The following is a 20,013-nucleotide window of genomic DNA, read 5'->3' on the forward strand; positions in this document are numbered from 1 at the left end:
TGAAGTTGTATATTAGTGCTTTATGAAAGTAACAGAGCAAATAAAAAAGCCGATTTATGAGGAAATGGAACGATTTGAAAAAAAATTCACAGATTCCATGTCTTCTAATGTTTCATTGCTCAATCGTATAACTCACTTTATTGTAAATAGAAAAGGAAAACAAATGCGTCCTATGTTTGTTTTCTTGACCGCCAAGCTTTTAGGTGATGGTGCTATAACCGAGAGAACCTATCGCGGTGCTTCTGTAATTGAACTAATTCATACTGCCACTTTAGTTCATGACGATGTTGTAGATGACAGTAATCAAAGAAGAGGTTTTTTCTCTATAAATGCGCTTTGGAAAAATAAGATTGCAGTTCTCGTTGGAGATTATCTTTTGTCCAAAGGATTACTTTTATGTATCAATAACGAAGACTTTGATTTATTAAAAATTATTTCTGTTGCTGTCAAGGAGATGAGTGAAGGAGAATTACTCCAGATTGAGAAAGCTAGAAACCTTGATATAACCGAAGACATCTACTTTGAAATCATAAGGCAAAAAACAGCAACCTTGTTAGCGGCCTGCTGTGCTATGGGTGCACAATCTGTTTCTCAGGATAAGGATACCGTAGAGAAGATGAGGTCTTTTGGTACTTTATTAGGAATGGCATTTCAGATTAAAGATGATCTTTTTGATTATGGGGAAACGAAAATCGGAAAACCCACAGGGATTGATATTAAAGAACAAAAGATGACCCTGCCTTTAATATACGCAATAAACAATGTTTCTAAGAAAGATAGAAACTGGCTAATTCATTCTGTTAAAAAATATAACACAGACAAAAAAAGAGTAAAAAAAGTGATAGAGTTTGTTAAAGATTCTGGAGGTTTAGAATATGCTCAAAAGAAAATGGAAGCTTTTCAAAAAGATGCATTAGATATATTAATGACCTTCCCTAAAAATGATTACAGGGATTCTCTGGAGCTGATGGTTAATTATGTCATTACTCGAAAACAATAACAAATTTTGATTTCAAAAAACACCATAGATCAAGTATATGAAACTGCTCGAGTAGAGGAGGTTATTGGTGATTTTGTTGGGTTAAAAAAATCAGGAACTAACTTCAAAGGATTGAGTCCTTTTACTCAAGAAAGAAGCCCAAGTTTTATGGTTTCTCCAGTAAAACAAATTTGGAAAGATTTTAGTAGTGGAAAAGGAGGGAACGTAGTTGCTTTTTTAATGGAGCACGAACATTTCTCTTACCCAGAAGCAATTCGATATTTAGCCAAGAAATACAATATTGAAATTGAAGAAACGGAGCAAACCGATGCTGAAAAAGAAAAACTGAACGAGCGCGAAAGTATGTTTTTGGTAGCCGATCACGCAAACACCTATTTTAAAAATACCCTTTTAGATTCCTCAGAGGGAAAAGCAATTGGGCTTACTTATTTCAAGGAACGTGGTTTTACAGAGGAAACCATTAATAAATTCGATCTTGGATATTCTCCGCAAGAAAAGGATGCTTTTACAAAGTCAGCGATAAAAAGTGGATTTCAACTCGAGTTTCTTGAGAAAACAGGATTAACTATTGTAAATGAGAGCTATCAGGTAGATCGTTTTCGTGGAAGAGTTATGTTTCCCATAAAAAGTCTTTCAGGTCGTGTTGTCGGTTTTGGAGGAAGAATACTGGGTGATAATAAAAAAACAGCCAAGTATTTAAACTCTCCAGAAAGTGAAATCTATCACAAAAGTAAAGTGCTTTATGGGATTTATGAAGCAAAACAAAGTATTGCCAAAGAAGATGTTTGTTACTTAGTTGAAGGGTACACCGATGTAATTCAAATGGTTCAATCTGGGGTGACCAATGTGGTTTCATCTTCAGGAACCGCTCTTACAGAACAACAGATCAGACTCATTCAGCGACTTACTCAAAATATTGTGGTTTTATTTGATGGTGATGCAGCGGGTTTAAGGGCTTCTTTGCGTGGAATAGATATGATACTTGCTCAAGGAATGAACGTTAAAGTATGTTCTTTTCCGGAGGGTGAAGATCCTGATAGTTTTGCAAAGAAAAATTCTAGAGAGGCCATAGAATCCTTTTTCTTAGAGAATGCCAAAGATTTTATTCAGTTTAAAGCATCATTATTGCTAGAAGATGCAGCAAATGATCCAGTAAAAAAAGCTGCCACGATTAGAGATATTGTAGAAAGTATTTCTAAAATTCCCGATCCAATTCAGCAAGAGGTTTATGTTCAAAGTTGTGCGCAACTCATGGATATTTCTGAAAACGTTTTATTTAGTGCATTGGCTCAACTATCTAAAAAAGCTCAGAACACAAGACCTAAAATAACCCCAAAAGAGGAGTCTTTTCGAGTTTTAAAAAACGAAGAACCTAAGAGTGTTTCTGTAGATCATAGTTTTGAATTAGAAAAACAAATAATAACCATCTTGATGTTATATGGTGATCGAGAAGAAATATTTAAAGAGTCTATTTTAAGTTTTTCTGAAGAAAATGATATTGTAGAAGATGTAAAAGAGGTGAAGGTAAAAGTCTTTGAAAAAATATTTTTGGATTTACAGCAAGATGAGGTTGAACTTGCAAACTCCAATTTTAAAACCTTGTTTTATATGTTGATTCAAAATTTTCAGGAAAAAGGAAAAGTCTCTATAGATAAATTAATCCCTTCTCTTGATGGCGAATTAAGTTCCTTAGTCAGTAATATTCTAATGAACGAGGAACAATATCAATTGCATCAATGGGAAAAGAAAAATATCTTTGTTAAATCAAGAGATAGCCAGGTTTCTCAGCTAGTAAATGAGACCATCTTAACACTTCGTAAACTACTCATTGATAAAAAAATCGAAGAACTTCAAGACCAAGTTAAGGATAAGGAGCAGCACCATTCCGAAATCCTAGAAGATGTAATGAGTTATTATCAGCTCAAGCAAGTGGTCTCTAGAAAATTGAATCGCGTTATTTAAAGCTCTTTATAAAGAATCTGGTATTTCACAAACCGGTATAGGTTGCATTTTATGTTGATTTTGTTTGTGTAGCTTTTTATAAATAGAAAGAACTTCTTTTTGTCTCTCTGTATGGTTTTTGGAAGCACTCTCAACATTTTTCATGGCCCATTCAAGTTCATCATAGGTAGCTCCCATTTGATCTTCATCCGTTCGGTCATCTCCCCAAAGCCCATCGGTAGGTGCTGCGTTTTGAATTGAATCTATTACACCTAGAGTTTTAGCCAATAAAAAAACTTCTGATTTCATTAAGTCGGCAATCGGACTTAAATCTACACCGCCATCTCCATATTTAGTGTAAAAACCAACCCCAAAATCTTCAATCTTATTTCCGGTTCCAGCAACAAGATAACGTTCAAGAGCTGCAAAGTAATACAGAGTCGTCATTCGAAGTCGAGCTCGTGTATTTGCTAAGCTTAAAAATTTACTTTCATCCTTAGAAGTAGGGGGTAAAAGCTCTTGAAAACTATCAAATACATGGGTAAGAGAAAGTGAATGATGCTTTACATTAGAGAATTTCTCTTCAAGCCAAGCTATGTGTTCCTGAGCTCTTGACACCTGATTTGCTTCCTGATGAATCGGCATTTCTAAACACAACACCGGTTTTCCAGTTAAAGCGCATAAGGTGGAGGTTAATGCAGAATCAATTCCTCCTGAAACTCCTACTACAAATCCATTCATTCCCGATTTCTCTGAATAGCTTTTTAGCCAATTTACAATGTGCTCAATTACTTTTTCTGGTGATTTCATATGTATTAGCAATATTTTGGATGTAACTTTGTATAAAATTAGGGAACTTATTCTTTACAAAAAACTTTTAGTTATACATGAATTCATTTTCTAGATTATTTTATTTTAAAGTTGGTATTTTTTGCCTTTTTTCTTTTTTTCTAGTCTCCTGTTCAGGAAATAGTCAATTAGAAACTGAAATAAACTCCATCGATGTTACTATTGATATTGATCGTTTTGATCTTAATTTTTACAAGGCTAACTCAGAGGAATATATTCAGCTTAAAAAAAAATACCCTTATTTATTTCCAGAACAATATCCAGACAGTATCTGGAAAAAAAGACAACGAGACAGTATCCAAGTTTTATTACATGAAGAGATTAAAAAAGTATATCCAACCCTGATTCCGATTGAAGAGGCTTTAGAAGATTTATATAAACATATTAAATATTATTTCCCTTCGATGAAAGACCCACATGTTGTAACTGTTGTAAATAATGTTGATTATCAGAGTAAAACAGTATTTACAGATTCTCTTTTAATTATATCCTTAGATACTTATTTAGGTTCTAAGAATCCAATTTATGAGGGGATTCCAAATTACATTGTTAAGGATATGGAATTCAACTACATGACCTCACATATTGTCGACGAATTAGGGACGCTAGTGGTTAGGAGTCCAAAAGATAGAACTATGTTGGGGCAAATGGTATATTACGGCAAAAAATTATATCTAAAAGACCTTTTACTCCCCAATGCTTCCGATGATATAAAAATCTCATATTCTAAACAAGAAATCGAGTGGGTTCAAGATAACGAACGTTATATGTGGCAATATTTTATTGAAAATGAATTGCTTTTTCAAACCCAATCATCACTCTCTTTACGCTTTATAGATCCAGCTCCTTTCTCTAAATTTTATTTAGAAATAGACAACGAAACTCCTGGAAAAGTTGGTCAATGGATTGGATGGCAAATTGTTCGTTCTTATATGGACAAAAACCCAAACACCTCCTTAGAGGAACTTCTTTCAATGTCCGCAAGAGACTTATTTAATAAATCAAATTATAAACCCGCAAAATAATAACATGGGAAAACAAACTAATATTTCAATAGAAGTAAAATTAGACGAGAACAAAATACCTGAAAAAATCGTTTGGTCTGCACCCGATGGAGGAGTTAACGAAGAAGAGGCTCAAGCTTTATTGATGTCCTTATGGGACGGAAAAAACCAAGAAACATTAAGAATGGATCTTTGGGTAAAAGATATGCCTATTGATCAAATGAATGTTTTTTTCCATCAGTCGCTAGTAACTATGAGTCAAACTTTTCTTCGTGCTACTCAAGATGAAAAAATGTCGGCTACAATGAATGATTTTTGTGATTATTTTGCAGAAAAACTAAACATCAAACGAGGGTAAGTGCTCTTGATTTGTAAACTCCTCATTTAGTTTGTTTATATAAGCCAGTAACTCGTCTCCGCCAGTTCTGTGTAGAGAGGAAGTTATAAAGTAAGGAGGAGCTTCTTCCCAAGCATGGTCAAGCATCTTTTGGATGTATGTTTGTGTTTTACGTTCAATAGCTTTTGGTTTTTCTTTATCTGCTTTTGTAAAAACAATTGCAAAAGGAATATAATGGGTTCCTAGCCATTCCATAAACTCTAGGTCAATGGGTTGGGGATCGTGACGAATGTCAATTAAAACAAAAGCAGATACCAGCTGTTTTCTTTTCTCGAAGTAAGTAGTAATTAATTTCTGAAATGCTTTTTTTGATGTTTTCGAAGTTCTTGCGTACCCATATCCAGGTAAATCAACCAAATACCAAGATTTATTTATTTTAAAGTGATTGATCAGTTGAGTTTTCCCGGGTCGCCCAGAAGTTTTAGCGAGGTTCTTTCGGTCACAAATAGTATTGATTAAAGAAGACTTCCCAACATTAGATCTCCCTATAAATGCATATTCAGGAATGCGTTCGTTTGGACATTTGGAAACATCCGTGTTACTGATAATAAATTCGGATGATGTAACTCGCATAATGTTTTTAGAAGTTACGTTTTTTGAGCCAGTTCAAAAGTTTTTCGTTAAAAAGGTCTGGGTGTTCCATCATGGGAGCATGACCACATTCTTTAAGCCAGTATAGATCAGAATCTGGTAAAAGTTTATTGAATTCTTCCGCTACATTAGGTGGTGTTACAATGTCATTTTCTCCCCAGATTATTCCAGTTGGAATATTCATTGAGGGTAAGTCTTTTGCCATGTTATGACGAATTGCGCTTTTAGCAATTGCTAAAGTTCGTATAAGTTTGTTTCTGTCGTTTACAACTTCAAATACTTCATCTACAATTTCTTTTGTAGCAACCTCTGGATTGTAAAAAACTTCCTGAGCCTTGGATTGAATGTATCCATAATCTCCTCTTTTAGGGTAGCTTTCCCCCATAGAATTTTCATATAAACCAGAGCTACCAGCCAGAACGAGTCCTTTCACTAATTCAGGGTGGTTTTTTGCAAACACAAGACTAATGTGTCCTCCTAACGAATTTCCAAGTAGAATTGCGTTGTCAATTTCTTTAACGGTCAAAAAAGATTTTAGATAATCAGAAAAAGATTTAACATTAGTCTTTAATAACGGTAATTCATAAATCGGTAACTCAGGTATAATTACTTTATACCCTTGTTTCGGGAAGAATTCTGCAACACCTGCAAAGTTACTAAGACCACCCATTAACCCGTGTAGGATAATGATAGGTTGACCTTCGCCTATTTCGACGTATTTAAAATCTTTGTCTTCTTTAAAATTTTTTTCCATGCTAGATGTATCTCTAGATCTTTATGAGCCCACAAATATAGTTAATAAATACTGATTCAGAATTTTTTTTTTAACGCCTTTGGGTTCAATGTTGTTCTCTTATGGTTTTTGAAAACTTATTAACAAAGTGGTATTTAGTGGAAATTTGTGGGAAATATATTTTATATTTGAAGTATCAACTCGCAAACAATTAAGATGCAGCACTTTATTGGGACATATGAATGTAAAGCAGATGCCAAAGGGCGTATTATGCTTCCTGTTGCACTTAAAAAGCAACTTGCTCAAAACATAAATGAACAGTTTGTTTTAAAGCGTGCAGTTTTTAATTCTTGTTTGGAGGTTTATCCTATAAAAGAATGGGAGGCGATGATGGAAAAGGTAAACCAGTTGAATCGTTTTAATAAAAAGAACAATGATTTTATAAGGCGCTTTACCGCAGGTGTTCGGGTAGTTGAAGTTGATCAAACTGGTCGTTTGTTAATTCCTAAAGATCTTGTGATTCACGCTGGAATTTCTAAAGAAGTTGTGATTTCTTCTGCTGTAAATATTTTAGAAATCTGGGATAAAGGTTTGTATGAAGAGGCTATTAGCGATGCTACGGTCGACTTTGGAGCTTTGGCCGAAGAAGTAATGGGAGATAAAGATGGAGATCAATTATCATAATCCAGTTTTACTGGAACGAAGTGTTAGTGATTTGGTGACCAAGCCAGAAGGCATCTACGTCGACGTTACTTTTGGCGGTGGAGGTCATTCTAGAAAGATTTTAAAGTCTCTTAATCAAGACGGGAGGTTGTTTGCTTTTGATCAAGATCAAGATGCAGTTAAAAACACCCTTTCTGACCCGCGTTTTGAATTAATTCAAGCTAATTTCAAAGACCTTAAGCGTTATTTAAAGTTTTATGGGATAAAAGGAGTAGATGGTATTCTAGCTGACTTTGGAGTTTCATCACATCAGTTTGATGCAGAACAAAGAGGTTTTTCGACTCGATTTGAAGGTCGTTTAGATATGCGAATGGATCAAGAGTCTTCTCTGTCTGCTTTTGAAGTTGTAAACGCATATTCAGAGGAAGATTTAATCTCGATAATGAAATTGTATGGGGAGGTGAAAGGAGCTCACAAAATTGTATCTGCGATTTTAGACCAAAGGGAGGTCAGTGATATTGTAACAACTACAGATTTGATAGCTGTAATTAAGCCGTTAATTCCAGAGCGGTTTTTAAATAAAGTTTTAGCACAAATATTTCAGGCAATTAGAATTGAGGTTAATCAAGAGTTAGAGGTTATTAAATCATTTCTTGTTCAAGCTGCAGAGATTCTCAAGCCAGACGGAAGGTTGGTTTGTATATCATATCACTCTCTCGAAGATCGTTTAGTAAAGCGGTTTATTAGAGAAGGGGTTTTTGAAGGTGAAGCAGAACAAGATTTTTTTGGAAACCGATTTACACCACTAAAAAAATTAGGAGGTCTGATTGTTCCGGATGAAGAGGAAATAAAATTAAACAGTAGAGCAAGAAGTGCTAAACTGAGAATAGCAGTAAAAAAATGAACAAGTTATTGTCTTTTTTAAATATTGAGTTTTTAATTAAGGATGATGCCTTAAAAAACTGGTGGATGATTCTTTTTCTTTCCTTTTTAGCCTTAGTAGTTATATCTAGTGGTCATATGGCAGATCGCAAAATTTTCAAAATCGCTAGGTTAAACAATGAGCTAAAAGAAATGAAAAGCAATTTTGTCGAGAAACGTGCTTATCTAATGGTTTTGAAAATGGAATCAAGAGTAGCCGAAGCTCTCAGAGAAAAAGGGATTAAACCTTCCAAAAACCCTCCGATAAAACTAATTGTAGAAGCGGACAAAAAATGAGTGTAGAGACAAAAAAAATCACGAATCGTTTTTATCTAGTGGTACTGGGTCTGTTTGTCTTCGCTTGTGTTTTAGTTTCTAAACTGTTTATCATTCAATTTTCAGAGGGTGACTATTATCGCGATTTAGCCCAGCAAAGAACTGTTAAGAATTTTGTTTTACAGCCAAGTAGAGGTAATATCTACTCCGATGACGAGAGTCTCCTTGCTACAACAGTTCCACGTTATGAGCTTCGGTGGGATTCAAAAGTGCCTTCCGAAAAATTATTCCAGAAACACAAGGATAGCCTTTCCAAAGCTTTGGGTCAGGTGTTTGATAAACCAGCTTCTTTTTTTCTAAACAAGTTAGAAAGAGCAAGAGCTAAGAAAAGTCGCTATGTTTTGATTGGTAAGAACTTGAATTTTTCAACCTATAAAAAAATAAAAAGTTTTCCACTTTTCAATCGTTCTTCTTTAAAAGGGGGGCTTATTGTAGAGTCTCGATTGACTCGTGAAAATCCTATTGGTAAAATAGCAGAACGGACCATTGGTTATGAGCAAAGAGATCCCAGTGGAAATTATTTAAGAGTGGGATTGGAAGGTGCCTATGGTCAATATTTAAAAGGCGAGGATGGAAGACGAATGAAACAAAAAATCGCTAACGGACAGTGGAAGCCGATTAACGACAATAACGAGAAAGAGCCTACAGAAGGGTATGATGTGTATACTACCCTGAATATTAATATGCAGGATATTGCACACCATTCTTTACTCGCACAATTAGAAAAATTTGAAGCTGACCATGGAAGTGTGGTGGTGATGGAAACGAAGACTGGAAATATAAAAGCAATTTCTAATCTTGGAAGAACTTCACAAGGAAAGTATTACGAGAAATTAAATTATGCAGTTGGTGAAGCACATGAGCCAGGATCAACTTTTAAATTAATGGCTATGATTGCAGCTTTAGAGGATAAAGTCGTTGATGCAAATGACCTTATTGATACTACAGGAGGAGAGCTAACATTTTACAATAAATATAAAGTAAGGGATTCCAAAAAAGGGGGCTATGGCCTGCTTACTGCATCAAAAGCTTTTGAGGTGTCTTCGAATACGGGTATTGTTAAAATAATACATGATAATTACAAAAACAACCCTTCTAAATTTGTAAATCGTTTGTACAATATGGGGCTTCATAAGCCACTTGGACTTCCGTTTAAAGGGGAAGCAATTCCGAAAATTCCATACCCAACAGATTCGGATTGGGACGGTTTAGATTTACCATGGATGGCTTTCGGATATGGTGTTTTAATGACTCCTCTGCAGACTTTAACATTCTACAATGCCATTGCAAATGGAGGTGAAATGGTTAAGCCAAAGTTCATTGATCGAATTAGCAATTTTGGTGAAACTCCGGTAAAATATTTCGAAAAAGAAGTTTTGAATCCTTCTATATGCTCACAAGAAACACTTCAGACGGTTCAGAAAATGATGCTTAACGTTGTAGATAAAAAGTGGGGAACAGGTTATAGAATTAAAGATGAGAACTTTTCTATAGCAGGTAAAACAGGAACCTGTCAGGTAGATTACACCACAGAAGAAACGCAGTATGTTTCAAGTTTTGTAGGCTATTTTCCAGCTGACGAACCAAAATATTCTTGTATTGTCGTAATTCATAGACCAAATAAAAATATAGGGTACTATGGTGCTACTGTAGCTGCTCCCGTGTTTAAAGAAATTGCTTTAAATATTTACAACAGTACTCCTAAAGAAATTAAAGTCCCGGAATTGAGATTTACAAAAACTGAAGACTTATTAGAGGACGAATATAAATTAACAACGGAGGAGGTAATTCCAAACCTTAAAGGAATGCCAGCTATGGATGCGTTGATGTTATTAGAGCGTATGGGTCTTAAAGTTGAGCTTAAAGGAACAGGAAAGGTCATTCGTCAGTCTATTAAAAAAGGATCAAAAGTAAAAGTTAAACAGCAAATTCTATTAGAGCTCTCATGAAAGAATTAAAAGACTTATTGTTTGGGGTGTCAATTGAACAGACTTATGGTTCTATTGATAAACAGATCAACAAGGTAGCCTTTGATTCTAGAAAGGTAGAACCGAATACGCTTTTTGTTGCTATTGAAGGAGATCAGTCGAATGGGCATGACTATATAGAGGATGCAATTAAAAAAGGGGCAACCGTTATTTTAGTTTCAGAAAAACCTAAAAATACGCCTCAAAACATTTCTTTCATTAGGGTAAACGACACTCGTATAGCCCTTGCAGTTGTTGCTGACAATTACTACGATCATCCGTCTAGAAAATTAGAACTCGTTGGAGTTACTGGAACTAATGGAAAAACTACTGTTGCTAGTTTATGTTATGAGTTATTTACTCGTTTAGGGTATGTAGTAGGTTTGCTTTCAACGGTTGAAATAAAGTTTGGTTCTGAAGTAATCCCAGCCACCCATACAACACCAGATCCTTTGTCTATTAATTTCCATTTAGACGCAATGGTTCGTAAAGGAGTTAGTTATTGTTTTATGGAAGTTTCCTCTCATGGAATTGATCAAGGACGCATACATGGTTTACAGTTTAAAGGAGGTGTATTTACTAATCTTACTCAAGATCATCTAGACTATCACGAGACCTTTGCATCTTATCGGGATACCAAAAAACGATTCTTTGATTTACTTCCAAAAACTGCTTTTTGCTTAGTAAATCTTGATGATAAGAATGGGGCTTACATGGTTCAAAATACAAAAGCAAATAAAAAATCTTTTGCCTTAGAGAACTATGCAGACTTTAGAGCTCAGATTCTAGAGCATCAATTTACAGGAATGCTCTTAAAAGTAGATGATCAAGAGTTTTGGACCCAATTGTTAGGTGCATTTAATGCTTCCAATTTACTTGCCGTTTATGCTATTGCATCTCTTTTGGAGAAAGATCAATTGGAGGTGTTAGCGGGTTTAAGTAGTCTTAAAAATGTAAGTGGACGTTTTGAAACCATTCAAGGGCCTCATGGGTCACTTGTAATTGTAGATTATGCGCACACCCCCGATGCTTTAAAGAATGTAATAAAAACGATAAACTCGGTACGTACGCGAAATGAAAAATTAATTACGGTTGTGGGTTGTGGTGGTGATCGTGATCAGAGTAAAAGACCAAAAATGGCAGCTGTAGCAGCAAATTTAAGTGATCGTGTAATCTTTACTTCTGACAATCCTCGTTCCGAAGATCCGGATCAGATCATTGCGGATATGGAAGCAGGTGTAGCTCCAGAAAATTACAAGAAAACATTAAAAGTAAACGACCGCAAGGAGGCGATTAAAACAGCTTGTATGTTACTCGAGCCAAAAGATGTTCTCTTAATTGCTGGCAAGGGTCATGAAACCTATCAAGAAATTAAAGGGGTTAAAACAGCGTTTGACGACCGTAAGGTTGTTCAAGAAATATTATTGAAATTATTCTAATATGTTATACTATTTATTTGAGTATTTAGAGAGACAGTATCAAATGCCAGGAGCCGGACTTTTTCAGTTCTTATCTTTTAGGGCAGCACTTGCAGTTGTGTTTTCATTACTTTTTTCAACCATTTTTGGTAAAAAAATAATTGATTTTTTAAAGAAAAAACAAATAGGCGAAACGGTAAGAGAGCTTGGTCTTGACGGTCAAGTTCAAAAATCAGGAACTCCTACAATGGGAGGTGTAATTATAATTATAAGCACTTTAATCCCGGTACTTTTAATCGCTCAGCTTCAAAACATTTACATTCTACTTTTAATTTTCACCACGCTATGGATGGGTGCTATTGGTTTCTTGGATGATTATATAAAGGTTTTTAGAAAAGATAAAGAAGGTTTAAAGGGTATTTTTAAAGTAATTGGTCAAGTTATTCTGGGGATAGTGGTCGGATGCACCTTATATTTTCATTCAGAAGTAACCGTTCGATTAGATCAACCTTCTGTTCTTGTAGAACAAGGAATTGAAAGTGTTTCTAGTGATGTTAAATCAACTTTAACAACAATTCCTTTTTTAAAAAATAACGAATTTGATTATTCAGCTCTCATCGAATGGATTCCTAATTCGGCTCCTTATGCCTGGATGATTTTCATTCCTTTTGTAGTTTTTATTATCACAGCGATTTCAAACGGAGCGAATTTAACAGATGGAATTGATGGTCTTGCAGCGGGTAGTTCGGCTATTATGGTTTTTACTCTAGGGGTATTCGCTTGGTTTTCTGGGAACGTTATTTTTTCAGATTATCTGAATATAATGTATATACCAAACGCTGGAGAAATAACAATTTTTGTAGCTGCCTTTTTAGGGTCGTTAATTGGTTTTTTATGGTACAATACCTATCCTGCTCAGGTGTTTATGGGGGATACCGGAAGTCTTACTATTGGGGCAATCATTGCTGTTGTAGCGATTATGATTCGTAAAGAATTACTCTTACCTCTTTTGTGTGGAATTTTCGTTTTAGAAAATTTATCGGTCGTACTTCAAGTGGTATATTTTAAATATACTCGAAAAAGAACGGGTACAGGAAAAAGAATTTTCTTGATGGCACCACTCCATCATCATTATCAAAAATTAGGGTACCATGAAAGTAAGATTGTAACTCGTTTTTGGATTATTGGAATTCTGTTAAGCGTATTAACTATTGTAACTCTTAAAATTAGATAATGTCTAAGAAGCTAGTCATATTAGGAGGAGGAGAAAGTGGAATTGGTTCCGCTGTTTTAGGCGTTAAGCAAGGGTATAATGTTTTCTTGTCAGATTCTGGTTTGCTTTCTCAAAAAGTTAAGAAGGAGCTAAATCACTTGGGGGTTCGTTTTGAAGAACGTGGACATGATATGAACTCGATACTACAGGCAGATTTAGTAATGAAAAGTCCTGGAATTCCAGATCATATCGATTTAATTCAAAAGATACGATCATCTGGAATTAAAATAGTTTCAGAGATCGAGTTTGCAAGTCAATACACTAAAGCTACCCTCGTAGGAATTACTGGAAGTAACGGAAAAACGACCACTACGCTGTTAACCCATTATTTATTAGAACAATCTGGAATTAATGTTGGCATAGCAGGAAATATAGGGTATAGTTTTGCGAGACAGGTTGCAGAAACGAATCGAGATGTCTATGTATTAGAAATCAGTAGTTTTCAGCTCGATGATATTTACTCATTCCAACCCGAAGTTGCAGTAATTACAAACATTACACCAGATCATTTAGATCGATATGAAAATAGTTTTTCAAAATATGTAGCCTCTAAAATGCGCATTATTGAAAACCAATCTCCCAATCAATTTTTAGTATTCAACGCAGAAGATCCAGTTTTAATTGACGCTCTGAATAAGTCAAAGTCTGAGGTTAAAACCATTTCATTTGGTTTTGAAAAGCCTAAAAATGACGGGGTTTATTCGGCAGATGATCAGATTATTATACAACAAGATAATTCACAAACTATGATACAAACTACACAATTTCAGTTACAGGGAAGACATAATTTGCTTAATGCAATGGCTGCAGTTACTGTTGCGAGGCTGTTAAAAGTTAGTAAAGACTCTATCCGTGAAAGTTTAATGAGTTTTAAGGGTGTTCCTCATAGGTTAGAACAGTTTTTGAAGATTCAAAATGTAACCTACGTCAATGACTCTAAAGCCACGAATGTTAATGCTGCTTATTATGCTTTGGATAGTGTAAAGTCTCAAACTGTTTGGATTGCTGGAGGAGTCGATAAGGGGAATGATTATAGTCAACTTCTTCCTTTGGTTCGTGAAAAAGTTAAAGCAATTGTTTGTCTTGGTGTAGATAATAAAAAATTAATAGAAGTTTTTGGTCCTGTCGTCGATGTGATTGTTGAAACCCAATCCATTAACGAAGCCGTAAAGATTGCGCACAAAATTGCAGATAAAAAAGAAACTGTATTACTATCCCCTGCCTGCGCTAGTTTTGATTTATTTAAAAACTATGAAGACAGAGGAGATCAATTTAAACAAGCGGTTAGGAATTTATAATGAATAAAAAATACAAACTTATCGATGGTGATTTATCGCTTTGGGTTCTTCTAGCGCTCTTAGCAATATTTTCGTTTTTCCCAGTTTTTAGTGCAAGTTCAAATCTTGCTTATGTTGTGGGAGAGGGAACACCTTGGTATTATTTATTCAAGCACATGGTTATTTTGATTTTTGGATTTGGGTTTATGATAGGGGTACATAAAATACCGTATCAATATTTCAAAGCTATTTCTATTTTATCTCTGCCTGTTGTTGTTTTATTGCTTATTTATACCGCATCTCAAGGAACGGTAATCGATGGTGCAAATGCGAGTCGATGGATTCGAATCCCTTTTGTAGGTTTTAGTTTCCAAACATCAACCTTAGCTTCAGTAGTGTTGATGATTTATGTAGCTCATTATTTATCAAAAAACTATGAGAATCCCCAATCGTTTAAGGATTCAATACTTCCGTTATGGCTCCCGGTTTTTATAGTAGTATCTCTAATTCTTCCTTCAAATTTATCTACTGCGGCATTGATTTCAATGATGGTCTTTATGCTTGCTTTTTTGGGAGGGTATCCCATTCGGTATTTGGGAGTGATGATAGGGTGTGCCTTATTGTTGGCTTTGTTGTTTGTTTTATCGGCCAAGGCTTTTCCGGATCTAATTCCAAACCGTGTAGATACCTGGGTTAGTAGAATAGAAAGTTTTAGTCAGCCAGACGATCAGTCAGTAGATAATTATCAAGTAGAACGAGCCAAAATTGCTATTGCAACCGGAGGAGTAACAGGTTTAGGGGTTGGTAAGAGTGTTATGAAAAACTTTTTACCTCAAAGTAGTTCGGATTTTATTTATGCCATTATCATAGAAGAATTTGGTTTACTTGGAGGTATAGGTTTAATTTTTTCTTACTTATTAATTCTTTTTAGGATTATGGTAATTGCAAATCGAACAACCTCCGTTTTCGGTAAATTAGTTGTTATTGGTGTTGGCATTCCAATCATATTTCAGGCAATGATCAATATGGGAGTTGCGCTACAGGTTTTACCTGTAACTGGACAAACTTTGCCAATGGTTAGTAGCGGTGGTACTTCGGCTTGGATGACCTGCGTTGCTTTTGGAGTAATACTCAGTGTGAGTTCGGCATATTATAAAAAAGAAGAACAAACGGAGCCTAAAGCTTCGAATGAAGATAACCCTTTAGCTATTTTAAGTGAAACCATATAAATTCATATTATCGGGAGGTGGAACAGGAGGTCATATTTATCCTGCAATTGCTATTGCAGATAAATTAAAGGCTGAATATCCTGATGCTAAAATCCTTTTTGTGGGTGCTGCTGGAAAAATGGAGCTGACAAAAGTACCTAATGCAGGGTATGAGATTAAGAGTATTTGGATTTCAGGCTTACAGCGAGGTTCGTTGGTCAAGAATTTACTTTTTCCTTTAAAGCTAATGGTTAGTTTCTTTCAGTCTGTTTTTATATTATTAAAATTCAGACCTGATTTTGCTATTGGAACAGGTGGTTTTGCTAGCGGACCAATTTTAATTATTGCTCATTATTTAAAAATTAAAACCCTCATTCAAGAACAAAATTCGTTTGCAGGAATTACAAATCGGTTGTTAGGAAAAAAAGTTGATTTAGTAGCGGTTGCTTTTGACGATATGAAGCGGTTTTTTCCAGAAAATAAAATAATTAAAACGGGGAATCCAATTCGTGAAGTTTTAGTTTCTGTAAACGACAAAAAAAGCGATGCCATTAAGAGTTTTGGGCTTGAAAGTTCAAAGAAAACGCTCGTTATTTTGGGTGGAAGTCTTGGAGCAAAAAAAATAAATCAAATTATAGAATCTCACCTGCCTTTGTTTTTGAAATTGAACATCCAGCTAATTTGGCAATGTGGTTCTCTGTATTTTGAGCATTATAAAAAGTATAATGAAAATGAATTCGTCCAGGTTCATGCTTTTTTAAAAGAAATGGATTTGGTTTATGCTGCTGCAGATGTTTTATTGTCTAGAGCAGGAGCGAGTTCAATTTCAGAATTAGCCGTAATTGGTAAACCGGTGATGTTAATTCCTTCGCCAAATGTAGTAGATAATCATCAATTTCATAATGCACAAGCTTTAGCCAAAACGGGAGGTGCATTTGTATTATCTGAAAGTGAGGCAGATGACAAATTTGAAGCTTTATTTAATGCGCTTTTGAGGGTGGATCAAAAATTAGTAAAAAAAGAGTTTGTGCATTTTGCAAAGCCAAATGCAACACAAGCTATAGTCGACAAAATAACAAACGAATTAAAAAGCAATTGAATTTTAAAGATCAAACATATTATTTCATAGGAATTGGTGGTATCGGGATGTCGTCCATTGCTCGATACTTGGTTCTTCAAGAGGCTCAGGTTTTTGGATATGACAAAACCCCATCCGCAGTAACAAGTTCTTTAGAGAGCTTAGGGATTCAAATTGTTTTCAATGACTTGGTAGATTCACTTCCAAAAGAGGTGTGCTCAATCAAAACGCAAGTTGTATTTACCCCTGCGATTCCAAAAAATCACGCCCAATTAAAGTATTTTGAAAATCAAGGGAATCAAATCATGAAGCGGGCTGAACTTCTCGGGGATCTAACTCGAAATACAATCTGTTTAGCTGTTGCTGGGACCCATGGGAAAACCACGACCACTGCAATTTTAACCCATTTATTTCAACAGTCAGAAGCCTCTTTTACAGCTTTTGTTGGAGGTGTTTTTCAGGATTCTAAAACCAATATGTTATCCAGTGGAAGTGAATATACTTTAGTTGAAGCAGATGAATTTGACCGTTCTTTTTTACATCTCAATCCAACCATTGCTTGCATAACATCCATAGATGCAGATCATTTAGATATTTACGGTGATGCATCGCAAATGAAAGAATCTTATGCTCAGTTTGCTTCCCAAGTAAAGAAAACTTTATTTGTTGAAAAAGGCATCCCAATGGCAGGATTAACGTACAGTGTGACTGAGAAAGCAGATTATTATATGGATCAGATTAAGCCAGTGTCTGCTGGTCTAGAATTTACATTACACACTCCGGAGGGTGTGTTCGAAAATCAGTATTTCAATCAGTTAGGCGCACATAACTTATCGAACGCATTAGCAGCTATTTCGATGGCTTCAAAGGCTGGAATTCCAGTTACAGATTTGGTTGAGAGTCTAAAAACATTCCCAGGGGTTGAACGAAGACTCCAGGTTTTAATCGATCGAGAAGATTTGGTGTTGATCGACGATTATGCCCATCACCCCACAGAAATAAAAGCGGTCTATGAAACTTTAAGTACAAGTTTCCCAGACGATGAGAAGTGTGTTGTTTTTCAGCCACATTTATTTTCAAGAACCCAAGATTTTATGACTGAATTTGCTTCCGTATTATCTCTTTTCGATCGCGTTTTTCTGTTGGACATATATCCGGCGAGAGAACTCCCTATCGATGGTGTTGATTCCGAAGCGCTTAAAGATTTAATCACTATAAATAACGTTGAATTAATTACTAAAGAGGAGTTAGGGGCTAAATTGTCTGAAACGCAAGAGCGTATAATTTCTATTTTAGGTGCAGGTGACATAGGAGCTGAGGTTTCAAAAATAAAAGAAATATTAATCTAATATGAAGTTAAAAAAATACTTAGGATTCATTTCAGTGTCGTTGATTATAATTTCTTCGGTTGCATTCAGCAGTTGGAAAAATAGTCAAAGGGCGATAGGTGGGTTAGAAGTAGTTTTTTTTGACGATCAGCATGATTTTTTAAATGTTGAAATGGTTAATAAATTGTTAATACAAAACCAAGAGTTAATGTCTATTGGGTTAAAAGATACCCTAGCTTTGAGTAGTATTGAAGCAGAATTAGAGGCTTATCCTGTTGTTTTGAATGCTGAGGTTTACAGCTCGCCATCGAGAGTGTTGACAGTCAGTATCCAAGAGCGGGTTCCGTTGGTTAGAATCGCCGGCGAAGAAGCTTATTATATAGATTATGAAGCAGTAAAAATTCCCTTATCGGACCATTTTACACCTCATGTTCCGCTTTTTTTTGGTACCCTAAGCAAAGAACAAACCGAACAATTGGTTCGTTTTATGCAAAATGTCAACAAAGATGATTTTCTCAAAAGGGAAATTGTTCAAATAGAGGCAGAAGGAACTGATTTTTCATTTAAAATTCGTTCTCATGATTTTGTTGTTGAGTGGGGGAGTATGAACGGTTTTAATGAGAAGGTTCAAAAGTTAAAAACGTTATGCAAATATTTGGAAACTCTCGAAGAGGCACCTGATTTTGCTAGAATAAATTTAAAATACAACCAGCAAGTAATTGCGTCAAGTTGATCAGTTATGAAGAATAAAAACATATCCGTAGGATTAGACATTGGAACTACAAAAATTGTAGCGATGGTCGGCCAAAAGAACGAATACGATAAAGTTGAGGTTCTAGGTATTGGAAAATCTAAAAGTTTAGGTGTTCATCGCGGTGTTGTAAACAACATCACACAAACTATTCAATCAATTCAGACAGCAGTTGCAGAGGCGGAAGCTAAAGCAGGAGTTGAAATTAATGAAGTAATTGTAGGGATTGCCGGACAGCACATTAGAAGCCTTCAGCATAGTGATTATATCACTCGAGAAAATGCTGACGAAGTAATAAATGAGGAAGATATTGATCGTTTAATCAATCAAGTTCATAAACTCGTAATGCTTCCGGGGGAGGAAATTATTCATGTATTACCACAAGAGTATAAAGTAGATGGTCAGGCCGAAATTAAAGAGCCTATAGGAATGTATGGAGGTCGTTTAGAGGCTAATTTTCATGTAGTGGTTGGTCAGGTTTCCTCGATCAGAAACATAGGGCGTTGCATTAAAAGTGCGGGTCTTACCATGGGCGATGTAACCCTTGAGCCCATTGCCTCATCGGATGCTGTTTTAAGCCAGGAAGAAAAAGAAGCTGGAGTTGCGTTGATTGACATCGGAGGTGGAACAACCGATTTAGCAATTTTTAAAGATGGAATCATTCGAAGTACTGCAGTAATTCCTTTCGGAGGAAATGTAATTACAGAAGACATAAAAGAAGGATGTTCAATCATCCATAAACAAGCAGAGCTACTCAAAGTAAAATTTGGATCTGCTTGGCCTGGGGAAAATAAAGAAACTGAAATTGTTTCTATACCCGGTTTAAGAGGTCGTGAGCCTAAAGAAATTTCTCTAAAAACACTCTCTAAAGTAATCAATGCACGCGTTATAGAGATTATAGAACAAGCATTTTTAGAAATAAAGAATTACGGGCACGAGGACCAAAAGAAAAAGTTGATCGCAGGAATCGTTTTAACAGGCGGTGGAAGTCAATTAAAACACTTAAAGCAATTGGTAGAATACATCACTGGAATGGATACTAGAATAGGATATCCTAACGAGCATCTTGCTGGTGATTCTGACACTACAACAGCAAGCCCTACATTTTCAACAGCAGTTGGTTTGTTAATGAACGCTTGCGAAAATAAACCGAAGGTCTCAGAAGAAGAAGCAGAAGACCAAACGGAAGGCGATATAGAACCTGTTCTTCCACTAGGAAGAAAATCCATTTTTGATAAATGGACGGATCGATTTAAAGAATTTTTGGATAAAGCATAA

Annotated in this window: 19 protein-coding genes; 16 read left to right on the plus strand and 3 right to left on the minus strand. The window is 35.5% G+C overall.

Features of this window, described 5'->3' with window-relative positions:
- Positions 1 to 22 precede the first annotated feature (22 nt).
- Positions 23 to 1,000 carry a polyprenyl synthetase family protein gene (locus tag NG655_RS03070; protein WP_252157880.1) on the plus strand — a complete coding sequence of 326 codons (978 nt, stop codon included), beginning with the start codon at positions 23 to 25 and terminating at the stop codon, positions 998 to 1,000.
- Positions 1,001 to 1,006: 6 nt separating this feature from the next.
- Positions 1,007 to 2,962 (plus strand): DNA primase, encoded by a 1,956-nt coding sequence (gene dnaG / locus NG655_RS03075; protein WP_252157881.1) that lies wholly within the window; start codon positions 1,007 to 1,009, stop codon positions 2,960 to 2,962.
- Between the two features lie 6 nt (positions 2,963 to 2,968).
- Here dnaG and nadE read toward each other — a convergent pair whose 3' ends face one another.
- Entirely contained in the window at positions 2,969 to 3,751 is a 783-nt protein-coding gene (gene nadE / locus NG655_RS03080) for an NAD(+) synthase (RefSeq protein WP_252157882.1), read from the minus strand.
- Positions 3,752 to 3,828: 77 nt separating this feature from the next.
- On the opposite strand from nadE, the gene gldB reads away from it, so the two are divergent.
- Positions 3,829 to 4,815: a gliding motility lipoprotein GldB gene (gldB, locus tag NG655_RS03085; protein WP_252157883.1), complete on the plus strand. Its 987-nt coding sequence runs from the start codon at positions 3,829 to 3,831 to the stop codon at positions 4,813 to 4,815.
- Positions 4,816 to 4,819: 4 nt separating this feature from the next.
- A complete protein-coding gene (gene gldC, locus NG655_RS03090; protein WP_252157884.1) occupies positions 4,820 to 5,152 on the plus strand; it encodes a gliding motility protein GldC in 333 nt (110 codons plus the stop codon).
- On the opposite strand, the gene yihA is transcribed toward gldC, so the two are convergent.
- A complete protein-coding gene (yihA, locus tag NG655_RS03095) occupies positions 5,132 to 5,764 on the minus strand; it encodes a ribosome biogenesis GTP-binding protein YihA/YsxC (protein WP_252157885.1) in 633 nt (210 codons plus the stop codon). The genes gldC and yihA overlap by 21 nt on opposite strands.
- Positions 5,765 to 5,771: 7 nt before the next feature.
- Positions 5,772 to 6,536: an alpha/beta fold hydrolase gene (locus NG655_RS03100; RefSeq protein WP_252157886.1), complete on the minus strand. Its 765-nt coding sequence runs from the start codon at positions 6,534 to 6,536 to the stop codon at positions 5,772 to 5,774.
- Between the two features lie 195 nt (positions 6,537 to 6,731).
- On the opposite strand from NG655_RS03100, the gene mraZ reads away from it, so the two are divergent.
- Genes mraZ through ftsA form a run of 12 tightly spaced genes read left to right on the plus strand, consistent with a single transcriptional unit; the run spans position 6,732 to position 20,013 of the window.
- On the plus strand, positions 6,732 to 7,199 hold the full coding sequence (gene mraZ, locus NG655_RS03105) for a division/cell wall cluster transcriptional repressor MraZ (RefSeq protein WP_252157887.1): 468 nt from the start codon (positions 6,732 to 6,734) through the stop codon (positions 7,197 to 7,199).
- Positions 7,180 to 8,082, plus strand: a complete 903-nt coding sequence (gene rsmH / locus NG655_RS03110) for a 16S rRNA (cytosine(1402)-N(4))-methyltransferase RsmH (RefSeq protein WP_419469265.1) — start codon at positions 7,180 to 7,182, stop codon at positions 8,080 to 8,082. Before mraZ ends, rsmH begins: the two co-directional genes overlap by 20 nt.
- Complete coding sequence (locus tag NG655_RS03115; RefSeq protein WP_252157888.1) at positions 8,079 to 8,396, plus strand: FtsL-like putative cell division protein; 318 nt, start codon at positions 8,079 to 8,081, stop codon at positions 8,394 to 8,396. The genes rsmH and NG655_RS03115 overlap by 4 nt, the downstream gene beginning before the upstream one ends.
- Positions 8,393 to 10,384 carry a penicillin-binding protein gene (locus NG655_RS03120; protein WP_252157889.1) on the plus strand — a complete coding sequence of 664 codons (1,992 nt, stop codon included), beginning with the start codon at positions 8,393 to 8,395 and terminating at the stop codon, positions 10,382 to 10,384. The genes NG655_RS03115 and NG655_RS03120 overlap by 4 nt, the downstream gene beginning before the upstream one ends.
- Entirely contained in the window at positions 10,381 to 11,841 is a 1,461-nt protein-coding gene (locus NG655_RS03125; RefSeq protein WP_252157890.1) for a UDP-N-acetylmuramoyl-L-alanyl-D-glutamate--2,6-diaminopimelate ligase, read from the plus strand. Before NG655_RS03120 ends, NG655_RS03125 begins: the two co-directional genes overlap by 4 nt.
- A gap of 1 nt (position 11,842) precedes the next feature.
- Positions 11,843 to 13,054, plus strand: coding sequence for a phospho-N-acetylmuramoyl-pentapeptide-transferase (gene mraY / locus NG655_RS03130; protein ID WP_252157891.1), 1,212 nt, complete (start codon positions 11,843 to 11,845; stop codon positions 13,052 to 13,054).
- Positions 13,054 to 14,391: a UDP-N-acetylmuramoyl-L-alanine--D-glutamate ligase gene (gene murD, locus NG655_RS03135; RefSeq protein WP_252157892.1), complete on the plus strand. Its 1,338-nt coding sequence runs from the start codon at positions 13,054 to 13,056 to the stop codon at positions 14,389 to 14,391. Before mraY ends, murD begins: the two co-directional genes overlap by 1 nt.
- Positions 14,391 to 15,599: an FtsW/RodA/SpoVE family cell cycle protein gene (locus tag NG655_RS03140; RefSeq protein ID WP_252157893.1), complete on the plus strand. Its 1,209-nt coding sequence runs from the start codon at positions 14,391 to 14,393 to the stop codon at positions 15,597 to 15,599. Before murD ends, NG655_RS03140 begins: the two co-directional genes overlap by 1 nt.
- Positions 15,586 to 16,677, plus strand: a complete 1,092-nt coding sequence (gene murG / locus NG655_RS03145) for an undecaprenyldiphospho-muramoylpentapeptide beta-N-acetylglucosaminyltransferase (protein ID WP_252157894.1) — start codon at positions 15,586 to 15,588, stop codon at positions 16,675 to 16,677. Before NG655_RS03140 ends, murG begins: the two co-directional genes overlap by 14 nt.
- Positions 16,674 to 18,005, plus strand: a complete 1,332-nt coding sequence (gene murC, locus NG655_RS03150) for a UDP-N-acetylmuramate--L-alanine ligase (protein ID WP_252157895.1) — start codon at positions 16,674 to 16,676, stop codon at positions 18,003 to 18,005. The genes murG and murC overlap by 4 nt, the downstream gene beginning before the upstream one ends.
- Before the next feature lies 1 nt (position 18,006).
- Positions 18,007 to 18,717, plus strand: a complete 711-nt coding sequence (locus NG655_RS03155) for a cell division protein FtsQ/DivIB (RefSeq protein ID WP_252157896.1) — start codon at positions 18,007 to 18,009, stop codon at positions 18,715 to 18,717.
- Between the two features lie 6 nt (positions 18,718 to 18,723).
- A complete protein-coding gene (gene ftsA / locus NG655_RS03160) occupies positions 18,724 to 20,013 on the plus strand; it encodes a cell division protein FtsA (RefSeq protein WP_252157897.1) in 1,290 nt (429 codons plus the stop codon).

The organism is Candidatus Arcticimaribacter forsetii (assembly GCF_910589745.1).
Classification (GTDB): Bacteria; Bacteroidota; Bacteroidia; order Flavobacteriales; family Flavobacteriaceae; genus Arcticimaribacter; species Arcticimaribacter forsetii.